The organism is Rhodococcus sp. NS-SX18 (assembly GCF_057367935.1).
Window position 1 is genome coordinate 3193822 of the sequence record NZ_CM170633.1, and the last position, 19016, is coordinate 3212837.

Genomic DNA, 19016 nt, shown 5'->3' on the forward strand with positions numbered 1-19016 from the left:
CACCTCTTCGTCGTCGTCAACCGTCCGGTCCGCGGCGACTCCCCGTGCGGCCGCGGCCGGCAAGGGGTTACAAGCCCAGGTACTGGTCCAGTTCGTACGGGGTGACCTGGCTGCGGTAGTTCTCCCACTCCGTCCACTTGTTGCGGAGGAAGAAGTTGAACACGTGCTCGCCGAGCGCCTCGGCCACCAGTTCCGACTTCTCCATCTCCCGCAGGGCGATGTCGAGGTCGGTGGGCAGCTCGCGGTATCCCATCGCACGCCGTTCCGCGGAGGTCAGCGCCCACACGTCGTCCTCGGCCTCGGGTCCGAGCTCGTAGCCCTTCTCGATGCCGCGCAGGCCGGCGGCGAGCAGCACCGCGAACGTCAGGTACGGGTTGCAGGCCGAGTCGGGTGTGCGGATCTCCACCCGGCGCGACGACGCCTTGCTCGGCGTGTACATCGGCACCCGCACCAGGGCGGAACGGTTGGACGGGCCCCAGCACGCCGCGGTGGGCGCCTCGCCGCCGTGCACGATGCGCTTGTAGGAGTTGACCCACTGGTTGGTCACGGCGCTGATCTCGTTGGCGTGTTCGAGCACCCCGGCGATGAACGCCTTGCCGGTCGCCGAGAGCTGCAGCGGATCGTCGGGATCGTGGAAGGCGTTGTTCTCACCCTCGAACAGGCTCATGTGGGTGTGCATCGCCGAGCCCGCGTGCTCGCGGAACGGCTTGGGCATGAACGTCGCGCGCACGCCCTCCGACATCGCGATCTCCTTGACCACGTAGCGGAAGGTCATCACGTTGTCGGCCATGGACAGCGCGTCGGCGTACCGCAGGTCGATCTCCTGCTGGCCGGGCGCGGTCTCGTGGTGGCTGAACTCGACGGAGATGCCCATCGACTCGAGCGCGTCGATGGCGTGGCGGCGGAAGTTCGGGGCCGAGCGGTGCACCGACTGGTCGAAATAGCCGCCGTCGTCGGCGGGCACCGGCAGCGCCCCCTGTTCACCGTTCTCGATGAGGAAGAACTCGATCTCAGGGTGCACGTAGCAGCTGAAGCCCAGGTCGGACGCCTTGTTGAGCTGGCGGCGCAGCACGTGTCGCGGGTCGGCCCAGCTGGGGGTGCCGTCAGGCATGGTGATGTCGCAGAACATGCGGGCCGAGTACTGCTGGCCCTTGCCGTCGGCCCACGGCAGCACCTGGAAGGTCGAGGCGTCCGGGCGGGCGACCATGTCGGCCTCGGAGATGCGGGAGAAGCCCTCGATGGCCGAGCCGTCGAACCCGATACCCTCCTCGAAGGCTCCTTCGAGTTCGGCCGGGGCGATCGCCACCGACTTGAGGGTTCCGACGACGTCGGTGAACCACAAGCGCACGAACCGAATGTCGCGCTCTTCGAGGGTGCGGAGCACGAACTCCTTCTGGCGATCCATACGGCCGAGACTAGGCACAGTGCGTTAAATCCGTGTTACATCCGCGGGTTGTGGCTCCGGCGTGTCGCTCACATCGGCGGGTGGTCAGCACCGCAGGTCCGCGGCGGGCGCCTGCCCGGTCACGAAGTAGCTGGTCACCGGGTCGTCGACGCAGCTCTCGCCGTCCAGGACGACGGTGTGCTGGGTACCCGTGAAGGTGACGAGTGCGCCGCCGAGTTGCCGCGCGAGGTCCACCCCCGCCTGGTACGGCGTCGCGGGGTCGCCGGTGGTGGAGACGACGAGCACGGTCGGCAGGCCCGGCACGTCGGGGGTGTGCGGCGCACCGGTCGGCGGCACCGGCCAGAAGGCACACAGGTCCCGCGGCGCGGCGCCGCTCGCCCGGCCGTCGTCGAGGAACGGCGCCGCCTGCCGGTACAGCCGGTCGGCCTCGGCGGCGACAGCCGGGTCGGTCACCGGCGGATCGTCCACGCACCGGATCGCATTGAACGCGTCGGTGGCGTTGGTGTAGGTGCCGTCGTCGCCGCGTCCCTCGTACAGGTCCGCGAGCAGCAACAGCGTGTCGCCCCGGCCGTCGGTCAGCGCCACGAGGCCCGCCCGCAGCGAACCCCACAACCGCGGCGTGTACAGACCCTGCTGCACCCCGGTGATCGCGTCCCGGTGGCTCAGCCCCCGCGGATCCGTCGTCTCCGCGGGCGCCGCGATCAGCGGATCCACGAGAGCGCGGAACTTCTCCACCGCCGCAGCCGGGTCGGTGCCGAGCGCACAGTCGTCGTAGCGGGCGCAGTCCGCCGCGAAGGCGTCGAACGCGGTCTGGAAGCCGGCCGCCTGCAGCAGGACCTCGTCGAGGGGATCCTGCTCGGGATCGAGCGCACCGTCGAGCACCATCGTCCGCACCCGATCGGGGAAGGTCTCCGCATAGAGCGTGCCGATCCGGGTGCCGTACGAGAAGCCGAGGTAGTTCAGTTTCTCGTCGCCGAGGACGGAGCGGATGACGTCCATGTCGCGCACCACTTCGCGGGTGCCCACGTGGGCGAGCAGGTCGGTCCCGGTGCGCTGCGCGCAGATGTCGGCGTAGTCGCGGTGCCGCTGCTCCGTCCGCGCGATGCCCTCGGCACTCATGTCGCCGTCGTCGAACGCGCGGTCGGCGTCCGCCTCGGCGTCGGTGCGGCAGCGCACCGCGGGTTCGGAGGCGCCGATGCCGCGGGGATCGAAGCCGATCACGTCGAAACGGTCGGTCAGCTCGGTGCCGTCGGCGACGGTGGCGAGCCCGAGCCCGGACGCGCCCGGTCCGCCGGGGTTGACGAGCAGCGAGCCGATTCGCTGCCCCGAGGCCGGCGAACGGGAGATCGCCACGGTGATCGTCTGCCCGCCCGGGTCGTCGTAGTCCAACGGCACCGTGATCCGCGCACACTGCACGCCGCGCGGCAGCGGGCCGGCGTCGGTGTCGTAGTCCCGGCAGGACTCCCACTGCACCGGCTGTCCGTAGAACTGCTCGAGGCCGGCCGGGGCGCCGAGCGGTGCCGTCCGCGGCGGCGCGGTCTCGGTCGTGGTGCTGCACCCTGCGGCGAGCAGCACCACGGCGGTCACCGCGACGGCGCGCGACGCGGCACGGAGTGGAAGGGACGACACCCAGCGATGGTGCCACGGGAAGTCCCGTGGCCGGTGCGGCGGTTCGGGACCGGCCGAGCGGCGGGTGTGACCAATCGCACCGCCGGTGCCGCTACTGCCCGGATGACGCCGGTGGCAGACTGAGACCGTCATCACCCAACCCGGGGACCCGCACGGGCCTCGAGGCAGAAAGGGACCTCTGATGTCCGAATCCACCGCTGCCCTCTACGGCGGCTCGACTCCGTCCGACGCTCCTCGCCGCAAGACGCGGGTCCATCATCTGCAGGCCATGAAGGCCGAGGGCCGGCGCTGGGCCGAGCTGACGGCGTACGACTACTCGAGCGCCCGCATCTTCGAGGAGGCCGGCATCCCGGTGCTGCTCGTGGGTGACTCCGCCGCGAACGTCGTCTACGGCTACGACACCACCGTGCCGGTCACGGTCGACGAGATGCTCCCCCTCGTACGCGGCGTGGTGCGCGGCGCCCCGCACGCACTGGTGATCGCCGACCTGCCGTTCGGCACCTACGAGGCGTCGCCGGAGCAGGCCCTCGCCACCGCCATCCGCTTCATGAAAGAGGGCGGCGCCCACGCCGTCAAGCTCGAGGGCGGCGAGCGGGTCGCCGCGCAGATCGCCGCGATCACCGCCGCCGGAATCCCCGTCCAGGCGCACGTCGGGTTCACCCCGCAGTCGGTCAACAGCCTCGGCGGGTTCCGGGTGCAGGGCCGCGGCGACGGCGCCGAACAGCTCGTCGCCGACGCCATCGCCGTGCAGGAGGCCGGCGCCTTCTCCGTGGTCATGGAGATGGTGCCCGCCGACATCGCCGGTCAGGTCACCCGCAAGCTGACCATCCCCACGGTCGGGATCGGTGCCGGAAACGAGTGCGACGCCCAGGTTCTCGTGTGGCAGGACATGGCCGGATACACCAGCGGCAGGACCGCGAAGTTCGTCAAGAAGTTCGGCAGCGTGGGCGACGAGCTGCGCCGCGCGGCCGCCGAATATGCTGCAGAGGTGGCGGCCGGGACGTTCCCCGGTCCCGAGCATTCCTTCTGATCCGGCAGGACGAGGACACCTGCGGCCGGTCCGGCCGCAGGTTCCCTCACCCGTAGGCCCGGGCCTTACCGACCCACGAGGTGCATCGCAGATGATTCGTCCCCGTCGCACACTGTTCGCCGTTGCCGTCGCCGGTGCGACGATCGCCGCCCTGGCCGGGTGCGCGTCCGGCGGTCAGCCCGCCCCCACCGGGACGGGTTCGGCGTCGTCGCAGCCGACGACCGGCGCGGCGGCGGAGCCGAGCACGCTTCCGAGCGGGGTCACCGAAACCCAGGCTGCCGAGCTGTGCTCGCAGATGGAGGCCCAGCTGCAGAGCTGGCGCACCTACACCCCGTCCATGAGCAAGCCCGGTCTGAACCTGCTGGTCGGCGAATGGGCCGCCCGCAACGGCATCGACATGCTGGCGCTCGCCCGGGACCGTGACCGGGTCGACGCGATCGCCTCCGCCCAGTGCCCCGAGGTGCGCAGCGAGGCACTCGAGGCGCTGCAGATCCCGACCCTTGCCTCCGCGCTGGTCGGCTTCTGATGCCGTTGCGGCAGCCGTACCCGCCGATCGAACCGCACGAGCAGGGCATGCTCGATGTCGGTGACGGCCAGCGCATCTACTGGGAGGTCAGCGGTAATCCGACCGGCAAACCGGTGGTGTTCCTGCACGGCGGCCCCGGCGGCGGGACCGTTCCCGCACACCGGCAGTTCTTCGATCCGGAGGCATACCGGATCGTGCTGTTCGATCAGCGCGGCTGCGGCCGGTCGGTCCCGCACGTCGCCGACGGCGCCGATCTGTCCGCCAACACCACCGAGTACCTGCTCGCCGACATCGAAACCCTGCGACGGCGGCTGGGGATCGGCCGCTGGCAGGTGTTCGGTGGCTCGTGGGGGTCGACACTGGCGCTGGCCTATGCACAACGACACCCGCACCGGATCACCGAGCTGGTGTTGCGCGGCATCTTCCTGCTCCGCCGCAGCGAGATCGACTGGTACTACAACGGTGGTGCCGGACAACTGTTCCCCGAGCTGTGGGAGCGCTTCCTGGAACCGCTGACCGGCGCGCCGGAGGACGAGCATCCGGTCGACACGTACCACCGGCTGCTGCATTCGCCCGACCCCGACGTCGCGTTGCGGGCCGCCGTGGCGTGGTCGACGTGGGAGGGTGCGACCAGCGCCCTGCTGCCCGCGCCGGAACGAGTGGCGGAGACGTCGGACCCGCGTTTCGCGTTGGCGTTCGCCCGCATCGAGAACCACTACTTCCGCAACCGCGGCTTCCTCGAGGAAGGGCAGCTACTGCGCGACGCCGGCCGGCTGCGCACCGTTCCGGGCGTGATCGTGCAGGGCCGTTACGACGTGGTCTGCCCGGCGACGAGCGCGTGGGAGCTGCACAAGGCATGGCCCGGATCGGACTTCGTCGTCGTCGACGACGCCGGGCACGCGGCGAACGAACCCGGCATCACCCATCACCTGCTCGAGGCGACCGACCGCTTCCGCTGAACCTCATTCGAGGCGGCCGAACCCGACCACCGCCGAGTCGGACGTGACGTCGACGGTGTGCACGCGGATGCGGCCGAGTTCGTTTCCACCGACGGTCGTCGCGGTGTCGCCGTCGACCGCGACGACGATGTTGGTGTGCTGGCCGACCCACAGCTCGTTCTCGTACAACACCACATCCCCCACCACCGGCCGGTAGCCGCCGGCGGCCGGTTCGAACCGGCCGGCCGACTCGTAGTACTCCTGCAGGGTGTACACGCCGGGGATCCGCCAGTGCCCGGAATGCGGATTGGCCAGCGGACGCCCCGCTTCCCGCATGATCCAGCTGACGAAGTTCGCGCACCACGGCTCCTCGGCGCCCTCGGAATAGAAGGTCCCGGGCCGCTGCGTGCGGTGTTCGTCCGCGAGCAACTCCACGATCCGCGTCTGCGGCTGCGTCAGCGCCGAGGTGTCCACGTCCGGGAAATCGGCGGTGTCCCAGGGCAGGTATCTGCTCGGTACCGCGCCGAGCATCAGCACCGCGGCGAGGACCACGAGCACCAGCCCGGCGGCGACGCCGGCGAACAGGCCCCGCGGCCGCCGCTCCCGGCCGGCAGCGCCGTCACGCCGGGTACGCAAACCGCACCGTCCGGGTCTGCGGGTCGGCGTGCGTCAGCCGGATCCGGATTCGGCTGCCCTCCTTCGGCTCCCCGGTACACGGGGCGATCACGGTGGCGTCGGGCACGAACACCTCGGCGTCCCGGCGGCCGTTGGTCGCGCGCAGGACCGTCGCATCGAACGACTCCCCCACGTGCGGGGCGAGGACCGTCGCCTCGGTGAGTGCGATGCACGCGCGGGTCACCTTCCCGGCGAGCGCGTCGGAACCGGCCATGGTCTCGCGAAGTTCCGGCAGCGCCGCCCGCACCGGTGCCGGCACGTCGGTGCCGGCACAGACCGCCAGGCACACCTCCGTCACGAACCGGTCGGCCAGCCGCCGCAGCGGCGCCGTGACGTGTGCGTAGGGCGCCCCGATCGCCCCGTGACCCGGCTGCTCCGGCAGCTCGCCGTCGAACGCGACGTACGACGCGCCGCGCAGCAGCGCCGGGGCCTCGCTCATCAGCACCAGCGTGGCGGGCACGTTCACATCGAGGCCGGCCAGGAAGCTGCCCACCGGCAGGCCTTCCGGCCAGGGCACCCCCAGGGCAACGGCGGTGCGCCGCAGTTGCGCCACAGCCTCGCGGGCGGCCGCCGGCAGGGTTCGCAGCAACCCGATCCGTGCGTCGAGCATCATCTGCGCCGCGCACATTCCGGTCAGCAGCGACACATGGGAGTTCCAGTCGTCGACCTCCGTGCGCGGCTGGGTGGTCAACCGCCAGCCGTTCCCGTCGGCGATCACGTCCTGTTCGGGCAGTCGTAGTTCGATCGCGCCACGGGCCCGGGCCGCGGCTTCGCGGAGCCGGCCGAACTCCGGCAGCGCCGCGATCGACGGATGCACGACCCCGGCGTCGACACCGGCCTGCACTTCGGCGTAGTCGAACCGTGCGACGGATCGGACCAGTGCGCGCCGCACGGTCACGTCCACCGGCTCGGCGGTCTCGTCGAGAACGAGGCGCCACAGCGCGGCCGGGCGCACGCGGCCGGGCAGCAGACTGGCCGCGTTCTCGGACAACGACCGCGGATGCAGCGGGACCGACCCGTCGGGCAGGTAGTAGGTCTGACCGCGGCGTCTGCTCTCGCGGTCGAGCGCGCCGCCGGGGGTGACGAAGGCGGCGACGTCGGCGATCGCATAGTGCAGCACGAAACCGTGGACGGTCCGTTCGAGGTGCAGGGCCTGGTCGAGGTCCATCGATCCCGGCGGGTCGATGGTCACCAGGGGCAGATCAGTGCGGTCCACCCGCGCGGCGGACCAGCGGTCGGCCGCGGCCTCGGACTCGGCGATGGCGGGCAGGGGGTAATCGTCGTCGAGCGCGAATTCGGTTCGGACGGCACCGAAGTCGATCGCGGGGGCGACGACGATGCGGGTGTGCGTCACCGTGCCGAGGAACCGCTCAGCGGTTCCATTCCTCGTCGGCCTCGTCCGCAGCCTTGTTGCGCTCGGCCGCGATCTCGAGTGCCCGTTCGGCGGTGGCGCGGTCCGGGTACGGCCCCATGCGGTTCAGCGCACTGGGGTCCTTCCCCTGGCTGACCTTTCCGGTGTGTACGTCGTAGTACCAGCCCTCGTCGCTCATGACTCCCAGTCTGCCCCACGCGGCGCCGAGATTCGGGGTAACCCGCGCGCGGCGGCGCGGCTGGTACCGTCGGCCCCTGGTCCCCGCTCGACGACGCGAAAGGAATCGCATGTCGTACCTGCTCTACGACTTCCTGCTCCCCTACCTGGGGCACGAGGCCGCCTCCTACTGGGCGCACCTGCTGGTCGTCGCCCCGATCTGAGCCGGGTGGGCGGACGAGCCGGCCTGTAAGCCGGATCCTGTACCCCGCCGAGGCGGGGTGGCGACCATCCATCTGGGCACACCGTCGCCGGGTACCTCGAGCGGTTCACCCGCAGGCTCGGGCGAGCAGCCCTCGGACACCTGCGCAGCCGCACCGACCGGGTCGGTGCGGCCTTCAACCTTGCTCCGGGCGGGGTTTACCGAGCCACCCCGGTCACCCGGGGTGCTGGTGCGCTCTTACCGCACCGTTTCACCCTTACCCACCCCGAGGGGTGGGCGGTCTGTTTTCTGTGGCACTGTCCCGCGAGTCACCTCGGGTTGCCGTTAGCAACCGCCCTGCTCTGTGGAGTCCGGACTTTCCTCGATCCAGGGCCTGGCACCGCCACGGTGCCGGTTCCCTGTGCCGCGGTCGCCCGGCCAACTCGTCCGCGTCGATCAGCGTACTGCCTCACGTGTCGCAAATGCGAACTACGGTACCGCCATGGCGAGATATGTGGCTCTGCTGCGCGGCATCAACGTCGGCGGCATCACCATCGCGATGGCGGATCTGAAGGACGTGTTCACCGGACTCGGTTTCGGGAACGTCCGCACCGTGCTCGCGTCGGGCAATGTGGTGTTCGACGCCGGCACGGCCGACACCGCCGAATCGAAGGCGCGGATCGAGGCGGCGCTGCGCGCCCGCTTCGGTTACGAGGCGTTCGTGTTCGTCCACGATCAGGCTGCCGTCGCGGCTGTCGTCGACGCCTACCCGTTCCAGGAGCGCGACGGCCGGCACGCATACGCGGTCTTCGTCGCCGAACCCGCGGTTCTGGACGAGCTCGCGGCGACGACAGCGGACCTCGATCCGGCTGTCGAGCGCGTCGCCCGGGGCGACGGCGTCCTGTACTGGGACGTCGAGCGCGGGCAGACGGTCCGGGGCGCCTTCGGCCGGAACCTCGGCAAGCCCCGCTACAAGGCGGTGACCACGACGCGGAACCTGCGTACGCTCCGAAAGCTCCAGGTGTGAACGGCGGAACGACGCGTGCGGGCGCCGGGCTCGGGCGTCCGCACGCGCAGGGATCGGTCCGTCGCCTAAAGGTGCGAGGTGTCGTTGACCAGGCGCACGGCCGCGCCACCGTCGGGATAGAACTCGGCGATGCTCAGCGACGCGAGGTCCAGGTGCAGGCGGTACAGAAGCGACGGCCCGGCGTCGAGCGCCATCTGCAGCAGCGTCTTGATCGGCGTGACGTGGGAGACCACGAGCAGGTTCGCCCCGCCGTACTCCGCGACCAGATCGTCCCGGACGGCAGTGAGACGGCCGCGGACCTCGTCGAAGCTCTCCCCGCCCGGCGGACGCACCGACGTGTCCCCCAGCCAGCGACGGTGCACCTCGGGGTCACGCTGCGCCGCCTCGCCGAAGGTCAGTCCCTCCCACTTGCCGAAGTCGGTCTCGAGGAGCCCGTCGTGCACGGTCACGGGCAGACCGAGTACCGCCGCGGCGGCATCGGCGGTCTCCCGCGCCCGCCCGAGCGGCGACGAGACCACCGCGGCGATGTTGCCCCGCTCACCGATACGGCGGGCAGCCGCGTGCGCCTGCGCGCGGCCGAGTTCGGTCAGCGGCGGGTTGCCACGCCCGGAGTAGCGACGCTCCACCGACAACGGGGTCTGTCCGTGCCGCAGCAGCAGCATCCGGGTGGGCGTGCCGACGGCGCCGGTCCAGCCCGGCGCCTTCGCCGACGCGGAAGACGGCGGTTCGGAACCCGCCGCGGCCGAGGCAGCACCGTCCATCGCCTCGTTGGCGAGCCGGTCGGCGTAGGCATTCTCCGCGCGCGGCACCCAGGTGAACTCGATCCGCGAGAATCTCCCGGCCAGTTCGCGGGCGCGCGCGGCGAGCGGAATCATGTCCGGGTGCTTGATCTTCCATCGGCGTGACATCTGCTCGACGACCAGCTTGGAATCCATCCGGACGTCGACCTCGTCGGCCCCGAGTTCGGCGGCGGCGGTCAATCCGGCGATCAGGCCCTGGTATTCGGCCACGTTGTTGGTGGCGCGGCCGATGCTCGCGCTGCGCTCGGCCAGCACCGTCTCGTGGTCGGCATCGAAGACCACCGCACCGTAGCCGGCCGGACCCGGGTTGCCGCGCGAGCCGCCGTCGGCCTCGACAACGACCCGGCTCAAATCCCGGACTCCTTGGTGCGCACCAGGATCGCGTTGCACTCGGGGCAGCGCACGAGCGCCTCGGGCGGGGCTGCGGCGATGCGAGAGATCTCGCCGCGGTCGAGTTCGAGACGGCACGCGCCGCACCGTCGCGCCTGCAGCAGGGCTGCGCCGATGCCGGTCTTCGACCGCTGCGCCTCGTACTGGTCGACGAGCTCGGCGGGAAAGGCCTCCACGAGCGCCGCGCGGTCGCTCAGGCACCGGTGCTCGGCGACCTCGATGTCGGCGAGCGCTTCGTCGCGCAGACGGACGGCGTCCGCGAGTTCCGCATCGACGCTCGACAGCCGCGCGCCGGCGTGGTCGTGATCGGCCTTGGACGCCTCCCGGCGTTCCATGACCTCGAGCAGTTCGTCCTCGAGCAGCGCCTGCCGCCGTTCGAGGCTGGTGAGTTCGTGCTGGAGTTCGGACAGCTGCTTGGCGGCCACGCTGCCGCCGGCGAGGAGCTTGCGGTCGCGCTCTTCCCGTTGGCGGACCGCCTCGACCTCCCCTTCGAGCTTGCGGATGTCGCGGTCGAGGTCGTCGAGGATGATCTCGACGGCGACGGCGGCGTCCCGCCGCGCGGTGCGTTCCGCCTCGAGCCGTTCGACCTCCTGCTGTTCGGGCAGGGTGCGGCGCCGGTGCGCCAGGCGGGTCACCTCGGTGTCCACAGCGGCGAGGGCCAGGAGCTTGGACTGCACGGCGGGTTCGACGTTCACTCGGCGGGTTCCTGCTTTCGGCGGCGAGATCGTGGGGGGTGGTAGCTGCCTACCGTACCGCGCGGGCGGTCACGAGGAACCCGGACCTACCGGGCGGCGGTGGTCCAGGGATCGGTGCGCAGCTCGCTGACACGGGCCGCCCACCCGTCGCGGTCGGCGAAGGCGGCGTCGAGCACACCTTTCGCCTGCGCACACCACGGGTACTCGCTGGCCCAGTGCGCGACGTCGACGAGCGCGGGCCCGCCGGTACGCAGGTGCTCGTCGGCCGGATGGTGCCGCAGATCCGCAGTGACGTACGCATCGACGCCGAGCCGGGTGACGGTGCCGAGGAAGGAGTCGCCGGAGCCGCCGCACACCGCGACGGTGCGGACGATCCGGTCGGGATCGCCGGCACCGCGCACCCCCCACTCGGTGGCCGGCAGTGCCGCGGCGACGCGTTCGGTGAGCTCGCGCAGCGTCTGCGGCACCGGCAGGTCGCCGACGCGGCCCAGGCCCCGCGAGCCGGGCAGCTCGGCCAGTTCGAGCACGTCGAACGCGGGTTCCTCGTAGGGGTGCGCCGCGCGCAGAGCGGCAAGCACCCGGCCGCGCACCGCGCGCGGGGCGACGACCTCGATGCGGTCCTCGGCTACGCGTTCGAGGTCGCCGACGGTGCCGATTGCCGGATCCGCTCCGGCCTCGGGACGGAACTGTCCGGTCCCGGAGGTCGTCCAGCAGCACTCGCGGTAGTTGCCGAGCCGGCCCGCACCGGCGTCGAACAGGGCGGCGCGCACCTGTTCGGCCGAGTCGGCGGGCACGAGGACCACCCACTTGTCGACGGCCGGTTCGGGCTTGGGCTCTATCGGCCTGAGTCCGGTCAGGCCGAGCGCCTGCGCCAGCGCGTCGGACACGCCCGGATCGGCGCGGTCGGCGTTGGTGTGGGCGGTGAACAGCGCGCAGCCACCCCGGATGAGCCGGTGGATCAGGGCGCCTTTCGGGGTGTGCGCGCCGACGGTGTCGACACCGCGCAGCAGCAGCGGGTGATGCACGAGGAGCAGTTGTGCGCCCCAGTCGAGGGCCTCGTCGACCACGGCGGCGGTGGCGTCGACCGCGAGCAGCACCCGGTTCACGGGTTCGTCGGGATCGCCGGCGACCAGTCCGACAGAGTCCCACGACTCTGCCAGCGACGGCGGGTAGGCCGTCTCCAGCACGTCGATCACCTCGCGCAGCGTCACCGCCGTCACCGCTCCTCCTCCGTCGTCCCGGCAACTGTCCCCGACCCTACGCGGCGGGCTTCGCCGGCAGCCGGGAGAATGAGGGCGTGACGACTCTCGCCGATCTGCCTCCGCTGCTGTTGCCGGCACCCGTGGTGCTGTTCGACCTCGACGGCACCCTCACGGACTCGGCGGCGGGCGTGATCGACGGGTTCCGGCATGCACTCGCCACGGTGGGCGTTCCGGAACCGGCGCACGACGAGCCGCAACGCATCCTCGGTCCACCGATGATCGACACCCTGCGCGGACTCGGCCTCGACGAGCAGCGGGTGCAACAGGCCCTCACCGCGTACATCGAGCGCTACGACGAGCGTGGCTGGGCGGAGAACTCCGTCTTCGACGGGGTGGCGACGATGCTCGAGCGAGTGCGCGACGCCGGCAGCCGGCTCGCCGTCGCGACGTCGAAGAACCAGAACTTCGCGGTCCGCATCCTCGAGCATTTCGAGCTGGCCGGCCACTTCGACTTCATCGGCGGCGCGAGCGACGACGGGACCCGGCGGGCGAAGGCGGACGTGATCGCGCACAGTCTCGTCTCGCTCGGGGTGGACCCGGTCGCCGCCGCGGACGGCGGCACCGGAGGTGTGGTCATGGTCGGTGACCGCGAGCACGACGTGACGGGCGCGGCGCGATGGGGCATCCCGACGGTGTTCGTCGAGTGGGGGTACGGCGCGGCCGACGAGGCGGCCGACGCGCACCGGTCCACGTCCAGCGTCGGCGAACTGACGAGGGTGCTGACCGGTGGCCGCTGAGCGCCTGCACGTGACGTTCGTGTGCACCGGCAACATCTGCCGCTCGCCGATGGCGGAGAAGATCTTCGCCGAGCATCTCCGCCGGGCCGGTCTCGCCGGCCGGGTGCGGGTCACCAGCGCCGGCACCGGCGACTGGCATGCCGGCGAGGACGCGGATCCCCGCACCACGGATCTGTTGCGGCGGCACGGCTACCCGATCGGGCACTGTGCCCGGCGCGTGACGGACGAGCAGCTCGCCGCCGATCTGGTGGTCGCCCTGGACGCCGGTCACGACCGGATGCTCGCGCAGCTCGGGGTGCCCGCCGAGCGCCGGGCGCTGCTGCGCAGCTTCGACCCGGACGCGGAAGGCGAGTCGGTTCCGGATCCGTACTACGGTGACCGGCACGAGTTCGAACTGGTCCGGCGGCAGATCGAGGCGGCGATCCCGGGTCTGCTCGACTGGGTGCGACGGCACTGAGGCCCGCGTCACCGGCTACCGTGGTTACGTGCGACGACTGACGTTCCTGCTCCGCCCGAGCTGGCTGGTGCTGGCCCTGGTGGTGGGCGGCTTCGCCTACGCGTGCTTCACCGTGCTCGCGCCGTGGCAGCTCGGCAAGAACACCACCACCGAGGAGCGCAACGACCGGATCACCGCCTCGCTGGCCACGGACCCCGTGCCGGTCGAGGAGCTGCTCTCCGGCCCCGCGCCGGCTCCGGAGGACGAGTGGCGGCGCGTCGTCGCGACCGGCTCCTACCTCCCGGACTCGGATCTGCTGGTGCGGTTGCGCAGCGTCGAGTCCTCCCCCGCTTACGAGGTGCTCACACCGTTTCGGCTCGCCGACGGCCGCACCGTCCTGGTGAACCGCGGATACGTGCGTCCGGAACGGGGTACGGAGATCCCCGCGTTCGCCCCGCCGCCCACCGGCACGGTGACCGTCGATGCGCGCCTGCGGATGTCCGAGGGAACCGCCGAGGGCAGGACCCCGTTCCGCGACGCCGGCCGCACCCAGGCCTACTCGATCGATCCCGCGCAGATCGCGGCGTTCACCGGGCTGGAGCTGACGGGCGGATACCTGCAGCTGTCCGAGAACCAGGCCGGGGGGCTGGGCACGATCCCGCTGCCGCAGCTCGACGCCGGCCCCTACCTGTCGTACGGGCTGCAGTGGGTGGCGTTCGGGATCATGGCGCCGCTGGGCCTGGGGTACTTCGTGTGGGCGGAGCTGCGCGAGCGCCGCAAGCGGAAGGAACCGGCGCCCGCGGCCGCACCCGAGGCCGAGCCGGCACCCGCTCCGGTGGAGCGCAGCACCGAAGACAAGCTCGCCGACCGTTACGGCCGGTCCCGTTGAGCCACCCAGGCGAGGAGCCCGCGATGCACGCGACGATCGACGACTACCTGGCCGACAAGGACGACGCTGCCGTCGACATGTTCTGCCGGCTCCGCACACTCGTGCTGGGCCTCGGCGGCGACGTCGAGGAGCAGGTCCGTCCCGCCGAGGTGCGGTGGGGACGCGGCCGGGTGTTCGCGGCGGCGTTCGTCTATTCGTCGCGGCTGGAGATCGCCGTCGACCTGCCGCGGCGGGTCCACCACCCCCAGCTGCGGGAGGCCTTCCCGACCACCGCGAAGGTGACCACCCACCGCTTGAGCATCGCCACCCCGGACCAGCTCGACGACGGCGTCGTCGCGCTGCTGGCGGAGGCGTACGAGACGGCCGGAGAACGTGCCCGGTAGCAGATTCCGCTCAGCGCCGGGTTCAGGACCGGCCCGGCCGGGGCATCCGTCGGTCATGACCGAGAACACCGGAAACCCACAGCAGTACGACGCTTCCCAGGACCCCGACGCCGACCCCGAGCAGTTGAGGTCGAGCGCCCCGACCCAGCCGGATCAGGCCGAGGGGGAGGACGACGACGCGGGACCGGGTGCCTGAACCTGCACGACGCTCCCTTGGAGCTTTGTCGAGCCTCGACGGACTGGAGCCCGATATCTCCCGACGGATTCCAGGTGACGATGCGCCCGGTAGGTTCGCCCGCGACTTCGGAATCCGCACACTCCGTGACGTGGGCGGATTCCGGGCCGGCGCGTGGATGCCGACCCGTGTCGAGAAACCTCGGACGCCGTCGACGCCCCGGCGGTCGAGTTCCTGATCATGCCGGTCGAGTCTGTACCGGATCGGGTGCCTGAACCCGGACGTCAGGCGTACAACTGCTCGATCCGGTCGGCGAAGTTGTCGACCACCAGTTTGCGGCGCAGCTTCATGCTCGGTGTCAGGTCTCCCGCCTCGATGGACAGCTCCCGATCGAGGACAGCGAACCTCTTGATCTGCTCCCAGCGGTTGAGCCGGTCGTTGAGCCGGTCGATGCAGTCGGCGATCAGCGCGTGTGTCCGCTCGTCCCGGGCGATGTCACCGAACTCCCGGCCGGCCATGCCGTTCTTGGCCGCCCAATCGGTGATCGCCTCGGCATCGAGACCGACGAGGGCGACACAATACGGACGGCTCTCGCCGTACACGACGATCTCGCCGGCGTACGGGCAGATGCCCTTGAAGGTGGCCGAGATCGCGGACGGCGCGACGTACTTGCCCTGGCTGGTCTTGAACAGGTCCTTCTTTCGGTCGGTGATCCGCAGGAATCCGTCGGCGTCGATATCCCCGATGTCGCCGGTGTGGAACCAGCCGTCCGGTTCGAGCGCCTCCGCGGTAGCCTCGGGCCGCTCGTGATAGCCGTCCATCACACCGGGTCCGCGCAGGAGCACCTCGCCGTCCTCGGCGATCTGCACCTCCGTGCCGGGAAAAGGCCAGCCCACGGTGCCGAGCCGGTACGCGTACGGACGGTTGATGAACGACGCGGCGGACGTCTCGGTCAGGCCGTACCCCTCGAGGATGATGATGCCGGCAGCATCGAACCATTGCGCGACGGCGCGGTCGAGCGGCGCTGCCGCCGAGACGAAGAACCGCAGGCGACCGCCGAAACGCTCCTTCACGGTGGAGAACACCAGCCGGTCGGCGATCCGGTACCGGAGCCGGTCGAGGACGGACGGGGTGCGGCCCTCCTGCCTGGCCTGCGAGACACGCAGCCCGACGCCGACGGCCCAGTCGAAGATCCTCTTCTTCGCCCCGCCCTCCTCGGCGACCATCGCCTCGATGCGCGCATGCGCCTTCTCGAAGATGCGCGGGGCGGCGCCCATGAAGGTGGGGCGCACGACAGCGAGGTTCTCGACGATCTTCTCCACGCGGCCGTCGATCACCGTGGTGAAGCCGATCTGCAGCGGCAACGCCAGCATCACCTTGCCGAAGGCGTGCGACAGCGGCAACCAGAGGAAGTTCAGGTCGTCGGGGCCGAGGATGTTCACCGCGTCCACGGCCGCGGCGGTGTACGTCCACCCCGAGTGCGGCAGCAGCACGCCCTTCGGCTTCCCTGTGGTGCCGGAGGTGTACATGATGCTCGCCAACTGTTCGGGACGGATCGCGTCCACCCGGTCGGCGACGACGGAGGGCGAGTCGGCGAGCAGTGCACGGCCCCGAGTCTCCAGGTCCGCGAGGGTGACGACCCAGTCCCCGTCGCCCTCGCCGTCGACGACCACGACAGTCCGAACGTCGGGCAGGTCGGCGCGGTGGGCGACGAGCTTGTCGACCTGGGTCCAGTCCTCCGCGACCACGACGGCGCTGCCCGAGTTGGCGACGATGAAGGCGACGTCGGGTGCGTTGGTGGTGGGATAGATGGTGGTGGTCGCGGCGCCGGCGCACATGATCGCGAAATCCGCGAGCACCCATTCGTACCGGGTCGAGGAGGCGATCGCGACCGGATCCTCGGGTTCGACTCCCAGGGTGATCAAGCCGGCGGCGAGTGCGGTGACCCGGTCGCCGACCTGCTGCCAGGTCGTGCTTCCCCAGCCGTCCCCCTCGGGATACCGGAAAGCCTCGGCCTCCGGCGTCGCGGCTACCCGGTCGACGAACAGCCGGGCCACCGACGGGGCCCGATCGTCGATCTTCGCGAAGTCGACCGTCTCGTCCACCGCCCGCAGCGCAGCCATGCGCCGAGTGTAGATCCGCAGCGATCGCCGACGTGGGCAGTTACCCAAAGGTCAGAGGCGTCAACAGGTGCTGGGCGCCGGTTCGCCGCGGAACCGCGCGTCGACCCAGTCCAGAGCGGGGAACAGGCCCAGGGCGGCGGCGGAGAGATGATCCGGCGTCGGGGTCAGGAGAGTCTGCACCGGCACCCCGGCCGCGCAGTAGCGGCGCATCGTGGCGACCACGGAGTCGACCGGGATGAGCGCATCGGTCGGGCTGTGCCATTCGAAGATCGGGGCCTTGGGCACGCCGGCATACAGCTCGAGGCTGTTCTCCTCCATCACCGTCCGCGCAGCGGGATCGTCGAGGAAGCGGCGGTTGTCGGTCATCTCGGCCGCGCTGCGACCGACTCCCCAGAACATGATCTCGTTGGTGCAGCCGTTGGCGATCAGCTGCTTGAGCCAGTGTCCCTGGGCGTTGAGCTGCGGGGTGACGTGAATGCGGTCGGGATACTCGCGTTCGAGCCCGAGGGCGGCAGCCATCGCGAGGCCGAACGCCGGATGCGGGGCGGTGCCCAGACTCTCGGCCATCTTCACCAGGTTCATCGGGACACCGCCCTCGGCAGCTCCCACGATGTTCAGCTCCGGGGCGTATTCCGGGGCCAGCGCCGCGGCCCACGAGGTGGCCATCCCGCCCCCCGAATAGCCGCCCAGCGCGACCTTGCTGTCCGCCACCTGCAGTTCCGGCACGCGCTGCACGGCGCGGATTCCGTCCAGCGTGACCCGGCCGCCGAGCTTGGCGGCGCCGTAGGCCATCCGCGGGCCCAGATGGTCGGGCAGCGCCACCGCCCACCCGCGCGCCAGCGCAAGATTGAGTCCGGCAGCCTCCCGGATCTGATGCAACGGATGGCTCGTGTAGAGCTGGGAGACGATCTTGCACTTGTGCCCGAGCGCGTTGATGATGTGCTGATACGACAGCAGCGGCCCGTTCTGCACGTGATGCGCCGGCCGCACGAAGGTCGTGTTCGCCGCGACGGGTCGATCCTGCGAATCCGTGGTGCGGAACAGCACTTCCCACACGGTGCTGCCCGGGAAGTAGTACGAGGGCGGCAACTGCCGGACCCGTAGCACGTCGCCCGGTGCGCGGGCCGCGAGATCGGCCGGCGCGGCGTAGAACGGGTCCGGATCGGGGGCGGGCAGCAGCGGTGCGGCGCCTGCACTGCCGGTGCCGGAGACGGTCGCAACCAGTGCGAACGCGATCGCGAACACAGCGCTACGGACGGATCGGCGAATCACGAAAGCCACGGCATACCCCACCACCACCCGGACGTCGGACCGGGACCGACTATGCCAGACACCTGCACTCCCGGTGCGTGAACAACACGCTTGCCCGAGAGCCTCGCGTCTTCGAGTCCGGCCAGGAGGTCCCCGTGGAACCCGGCAGAGTACGGCTCGGCCGTGAAGTAGGCCGAGGAGTACTGGCGGGTGATGGGCACTCACCGAGCTCGTCGGGAGCCGGCTGGTGCAAGGGCAGAAGCTTCCCCTGTCAGCGGATGCGGTCGGGGTATGTCTGCTCCTGCCGCGGAAGGACCGTCCGCATCACTCGACTCTGCCGAGGTCGGCGACTGCGACCCGTACGAGCTAGGAAGTCGCCTCCTGGTCCGGCAGCTTCAGTTCGATCCCGTTCTCTTCCGCCCACTTCATCGCGTTCGGCATCATCACCGCAGCTTGCTGCTTCGCCTCCTCGACGGGAGTGAAGGCCACATACTCGGTTCCGGCGAACACGAAGGGCGTGTGCCCCGGCTCGAGGACGAAGGCGTCCCCGGCCTCGAAGATCTCCTCGACGCCGTCGGCTCGCCGGACACCGAACTTCCCTTTGAGCACATAGCCCATGTGGCTCGCCGGGCACTGGTCGTTCGGCCCGCCCTTGAAGAACGGCGCATAGTCCATGTCCGCGGAGGCGCTTTCGATGCTGACCAGCCAGCCCCCGACTTCCTGGCTGTACTCGTCCGTGTAACCCGGGACGACCATGCGGGACGCGGTGGCTTTCGATACCTTCGGCATCGTCTTCTCCTTCCCCTGGTGGCTCGCGCCGAGTCCGTGTGCCTCGCCCGTCCGCCACTGCCATGCTGCGTCTCCCGGCACTGCGCCCCATAGAGGCCAAGGTCCTCCGACGACCCGCGGGTCCCG

At 70.8% G+C, this 19016-nt stretch carries 20 protein-coding genes and 1 other RNA gene; 9 read left to right on the plus strand and 12 right to left on the minus strand.

The features are described from left to right. Positions 1-67: 67 nt before the first annotated feature. On the minus strand, positions 68-1405 hold the full coding sequence (locus tag AC2IPW_RS14680; protein WP_003937099.1) for a glutamine synthetase family protein: 1338 nt from the start codon (positions 1403-1405) through the stop codon (positions 68-70). Between the two features lie 84 nt (positions 1406-1489). Further along, entirely contained in the window at positions 1490-3034 is a 1545-nt protein-coding gene (locus AC2IPW_RS14685; RefSeq protein ID WP_486375107.1) for an alpha/beta hydrolase, read from the minus strand. A 181-nt stretch (positions 3035-3215) separates the two neighbouring features. Here AC2IPW_RS14685 and panB point away from each other — a divergent pair, with 181 nt between their 5' ends. The 3 genes from panB (at position 3216) to pip (ending at position 5549) form a co-directional block, all read left to right on the plus strand. After that, positions 3216-4064 (plus strand): 3-methyl-2-oxobutanoate hydroxymethyltransferase, encoded by an 849-nt coding sequence (panB, locus tag AC2IPW_RS14690; RefSeq protein ID WP_371382500.1) that lies wholly within the window; start codon positions 3216-3218, stop codon positions 4062-4064. A 91-nt stretch (positions 4065-4155) separates the two neighbouring features. Further along, positions 4156-4590 carry a hypothetical protein gene (locus AC2IPW_RS14695; protein WP_371382499.1) on the plus strand — a complete coding sequence of 145 codons (435 nt, stop codon included), beginning with the start codon at positions 4156-4158 and terminating at the stop codon, positions 4588-4590. Beyond that, positions 4590-5549 (plus strand): prolyl aminopeptidase, encoded by a 960-nt coding sequence (gene pip / locus AC2IPW_RS14700; protein ID WP_289378853.1) that lies wholly within the window; start codon positions 4590-4592, stop codon positions 5547-5549. The genes AC2IPW_RS14695 and pip overlap by 1 nt, the downstream gene beginning before the upstream one ends. Positions 5550-5552: 3 nt before the next feature. Here the strand turns inward: pip and AC2IPW_RS14705 are convergent, their stop codons facing one another. From AC2IPW_RS14705 to rnpB, 4 genes are all read right to left on the minus strand, one after another. After that, on the minus strand, positions 5553-6164 hold the full coding sequence (locus tag AC2IPW_RS14705) for a CHAP domain-containing protein (protein ID WP_054374782.1): 612 nt from the start codon (positions 6162-6164) through the stop codon (positions 5553-5555). Then, complete coding sequence (locus AC2IPW_RS14710) at positions 6148-7557, minus strand: RNB domain-containing ribonuclease (RefSeq protein WP_486375108.1); 1410 nt, start codon at positions 7555-7557, stop codon at positions 6148-6150. Before AC2IPW_RS14710 ends, AC2IPW_RS14705 begins: the two co-directional genes overlap by 17 nt. 16 nt (positions 7558-7573) lie before the next feature. Continuing rightward, on the minus strand, positions 7574-7753 hold the full coding sequence (locus AC2IPW_RS14715; protein ID WP_006947711.1) for a hypothetical protein: 180 nt from the start codon (positions 7751-7753) through the stop codon (positions 7574-7576). A 212-nt stretch (positions 7754-7965) separates the two neighbouring features. Further along, an RNA gene (rnpB, locus tag AC2IPW_RS14720) (RNase P RNA component class A) lies at positions 7966-8379 on the minus strand. 56 nt (positions 8380-8435) lie between these two features. Between rnpB and AC2IPW_RS14725 the strand changes: the two genes are divergently transcribed. Continuing rightward, positions 8436-8960 carry a DUF1697 domain-containing protein gene (locus AC2IPW_RS14725; RefSeq protein ID WP_040782638.1) on the plus strand — a complete coding sequence of 175 codons (525 nt, stop codon included), beginning with the start codon at positions 8436-8438 and terminating at the stop codon, positions 8958-8960. 65 nt (positions 8961-9025) lie between these two features. Here AC2IPW_RS14725 and AC2IPW_RS14730 read toward each other — a convergent pair whose 3' ends face one another. The 3 genes from AC2IPW_RS14730 to AC2IPW_RS14740 form a co-directional block, all read right to left on the minus strand. Then, entirely contained in the window at positions 9026-10111 is a 1086-nt protein-coding gene (locus AC2IPW_RS14730) for a bifunctional RNase H/acid phosphatase (protein ID WP_450120291.1), read from the minus strand. Then, positions 10108-10845, minus strand: coding sequence for a zinc ribbon domain-containing protein (locus AC2IPW_RS14735; protein ID WP_003937088.1), 738 nt, complete (start codon positions 10843-10845; stop codon positions 10108-10110). The genes AC2IPW_RS14730 and AC2IPW_RS14735 overlap by 4 nt, the downstream gene beginning before the upstream one ends. Before the next feature lie 86 nt (positions 10846-10931). Further along, positions 10932-12065, minus strand: coding sequence for a Nif3-like dinuclear metal center hexameric protein (locus AC2IPW_RS14740; protein WP_289378863.1), 1134 nt, complete (start codon positions 12063-12065; stop codon positions 10932-10934). Between the two features lie 77 nt (positions 12066-12142). On the opposite strand from AC2IPW_RS14740, the gene AC2IPW_RS14745 reads away from it, so the two are divergent. The 5 genes from AC2IPW_RS14745 to AC2IPW_RS14765 are packed head-to-tail and all read left to right on the plus strand — an operon-like array spanning position 12143 to position 14748. Continuing rightward, positions 12143-12844, plus strand: a complete 702-nt coding sequence (locus tag AC2IPW_RS14745; protein ID WP_486375109.1) for an HAD hydrolase-like protein — start codon at positions 12143-12145, stop codon at positions 12842-12844. Continuing rightward, positions 12834-13301, plus strand: a complete 468-nt coding sequence (locus AC2IPW_RS14750; protein WP_054374777.1) for a low molecular weight protein-tyrosine-phosphatase — start codon at positions 12834-12836, stop codon at positions 13299-13301. The genes AC2IPW_RS14745 and AC2IPW_RS14750 overlap by 11 nt, the downstream gene beginning before the upstream one ends. Positions 13302-13329: 28 nt before the next feature. Further along, on the plus strand, positions 13330-14169 hold the full coding sequence (locus tag AC2IPW_RS14755) for an SURF1 family cytochrome oxidase biogenesis protein (RefSeq protein ID WP_010594298.1): 840 nt from the start codon (positions 13330-13332) through the stop codon (positions 14167-14169). 23 nt (positions 14170-14192) lie between these two features. Next, complete coding sequence (locus AC2IPW_RS14760) at positions 14193-14552, plus strand: DUF5655 domain-containing protein (protein WP_450120288.1); 360 nt, start codon at positions 14193-14195, stop codon at positions 14550-14552. A gap of 55 nt (positions 14553-14607) precedes the next feature. Then, positions 14608-14748 (plus strand): hypothetical protein, encoded by a 141-nt coding sequence (locus AC2IPW_RS14765; RefSeq protein WP_193788839.1) that lies wholly within the window; start codon positions 14608-14610, stop codon positions 14746-14748. Between the two features lie 263 nt (positions 14749-15011). Here AC2IPW_RS14765 and AC2IPW_RS14770 read toward each other — a convergent pair whose 3' ends face one another. The 3 genes from AC2IPW_RS14770 to AC2IPW_RS14780 all read right to left on the minus strand — a co-directional run bounded on the left by AC2IPW_RS14770 (position 15012) and on the right by AC2IPW_RS14780 (position 18890). Further along, entirely contained in the window at positions 15012-16850 is a 1839-nt protein-coding gene (locus AC2IPW_RS14770) for an AMP-dependent synthetase/ligase (RefSeq protein ID WP_486375110.1), read from the minus strand. A 60-nt stretch (positions 16851-16910) separates the two neighbouring features. Continuing rightward, positions 16911-18131 (minus strand): lipase family protein, encoded by a 1221-nt coding sequence (locus AC2IPW_RS14775; protein ID WP_450120286.1) that lies wholly within the window; start codon positions 18129-18131, stop codon positions 16911-16913. A 336-nt stretch (positions 18132-18467) separates the two neighbouring features. Next, entirely contained in the window at positions 18468-18890 is a 423-nt protein-coding gene (locus tag AC2IPW_RS14780) for a cupin domain-containing protein (RefSeq protein ID WP_450120285.1), read from the minus strand. Between the last annotated feature and the right edge of the window lie 126 nt (positions 18891-19016).

Coding starts and splice junctions, on each gene's coding strand:
- AC2IPW_RS14715 (WP_006947711.1), bottom strand. CDS start 7,753: ATGAGCGACGAGGGCTGGTACTACGACGTACACACCGGAAAGGTCAGC.
- panB (WP_371382500.1), top strand. CDS start 3,216: ATGTCCGAATCCACCGCTGCCCTCTACGGCGGCTCGACTCCGTCCGAC.
- AC2IPW_RS14680 (WP_003937099.1), bottom strand. CDS start 1,405: ATGGATCGCCAGAAGGAGTTCGTGCTCCGCACCCTCGAAGAGCGCGAC.
- AC2IPW_RS14760 (WP_450120288.1), top strand. CDS start 14,193: ATGCACGCGACGATCGACGACTACCTGGCCGACAAGGACGACGCTGCC.
- AC2IPW_RS14725 (WP_040782638.1), top strand. CDS start 8,436: ATGGCGAGATATGTGGCTCTGCTGCGCGGCATCAACGTCGGCGGCATC.
- pip (WP_289378853.1), top strand. CDS start 4,590: ATGCCGTTGCGGCAGCCGTACCCGCCGATCGAACCGCACGAGCAGGGC.
- AC2IPW_RS14770 (WP_486375110.1), bottom strand. CDS start 16,850: ATGGCTGCGCTGCGGGCGGTGGACGAGACGGTCGACTTCGCGAAGATC.
- AC2IPW_RS14780 (WP_450120285.1), bottom strand. CDS start 18,890: ATGCCGAAGGTATCGAAAGCCACCGCGTCCCGCATGGTCGTCCCGGGT.
- AC2IPW_RS14695 (WP_371382499.1), top strand. CDS start 4,156: ATGATTCGTCCCCGTCGCACACTGTTCGCCGTTGCCGTCGCCGGTGCG.
- AC2IPW_RS14765 (WP_193788839.1), top strand. CDS start 14,608: ATGACCGAGAACACCGGAAACCCACAGCAGTACGACGCTTCCCAGGAC.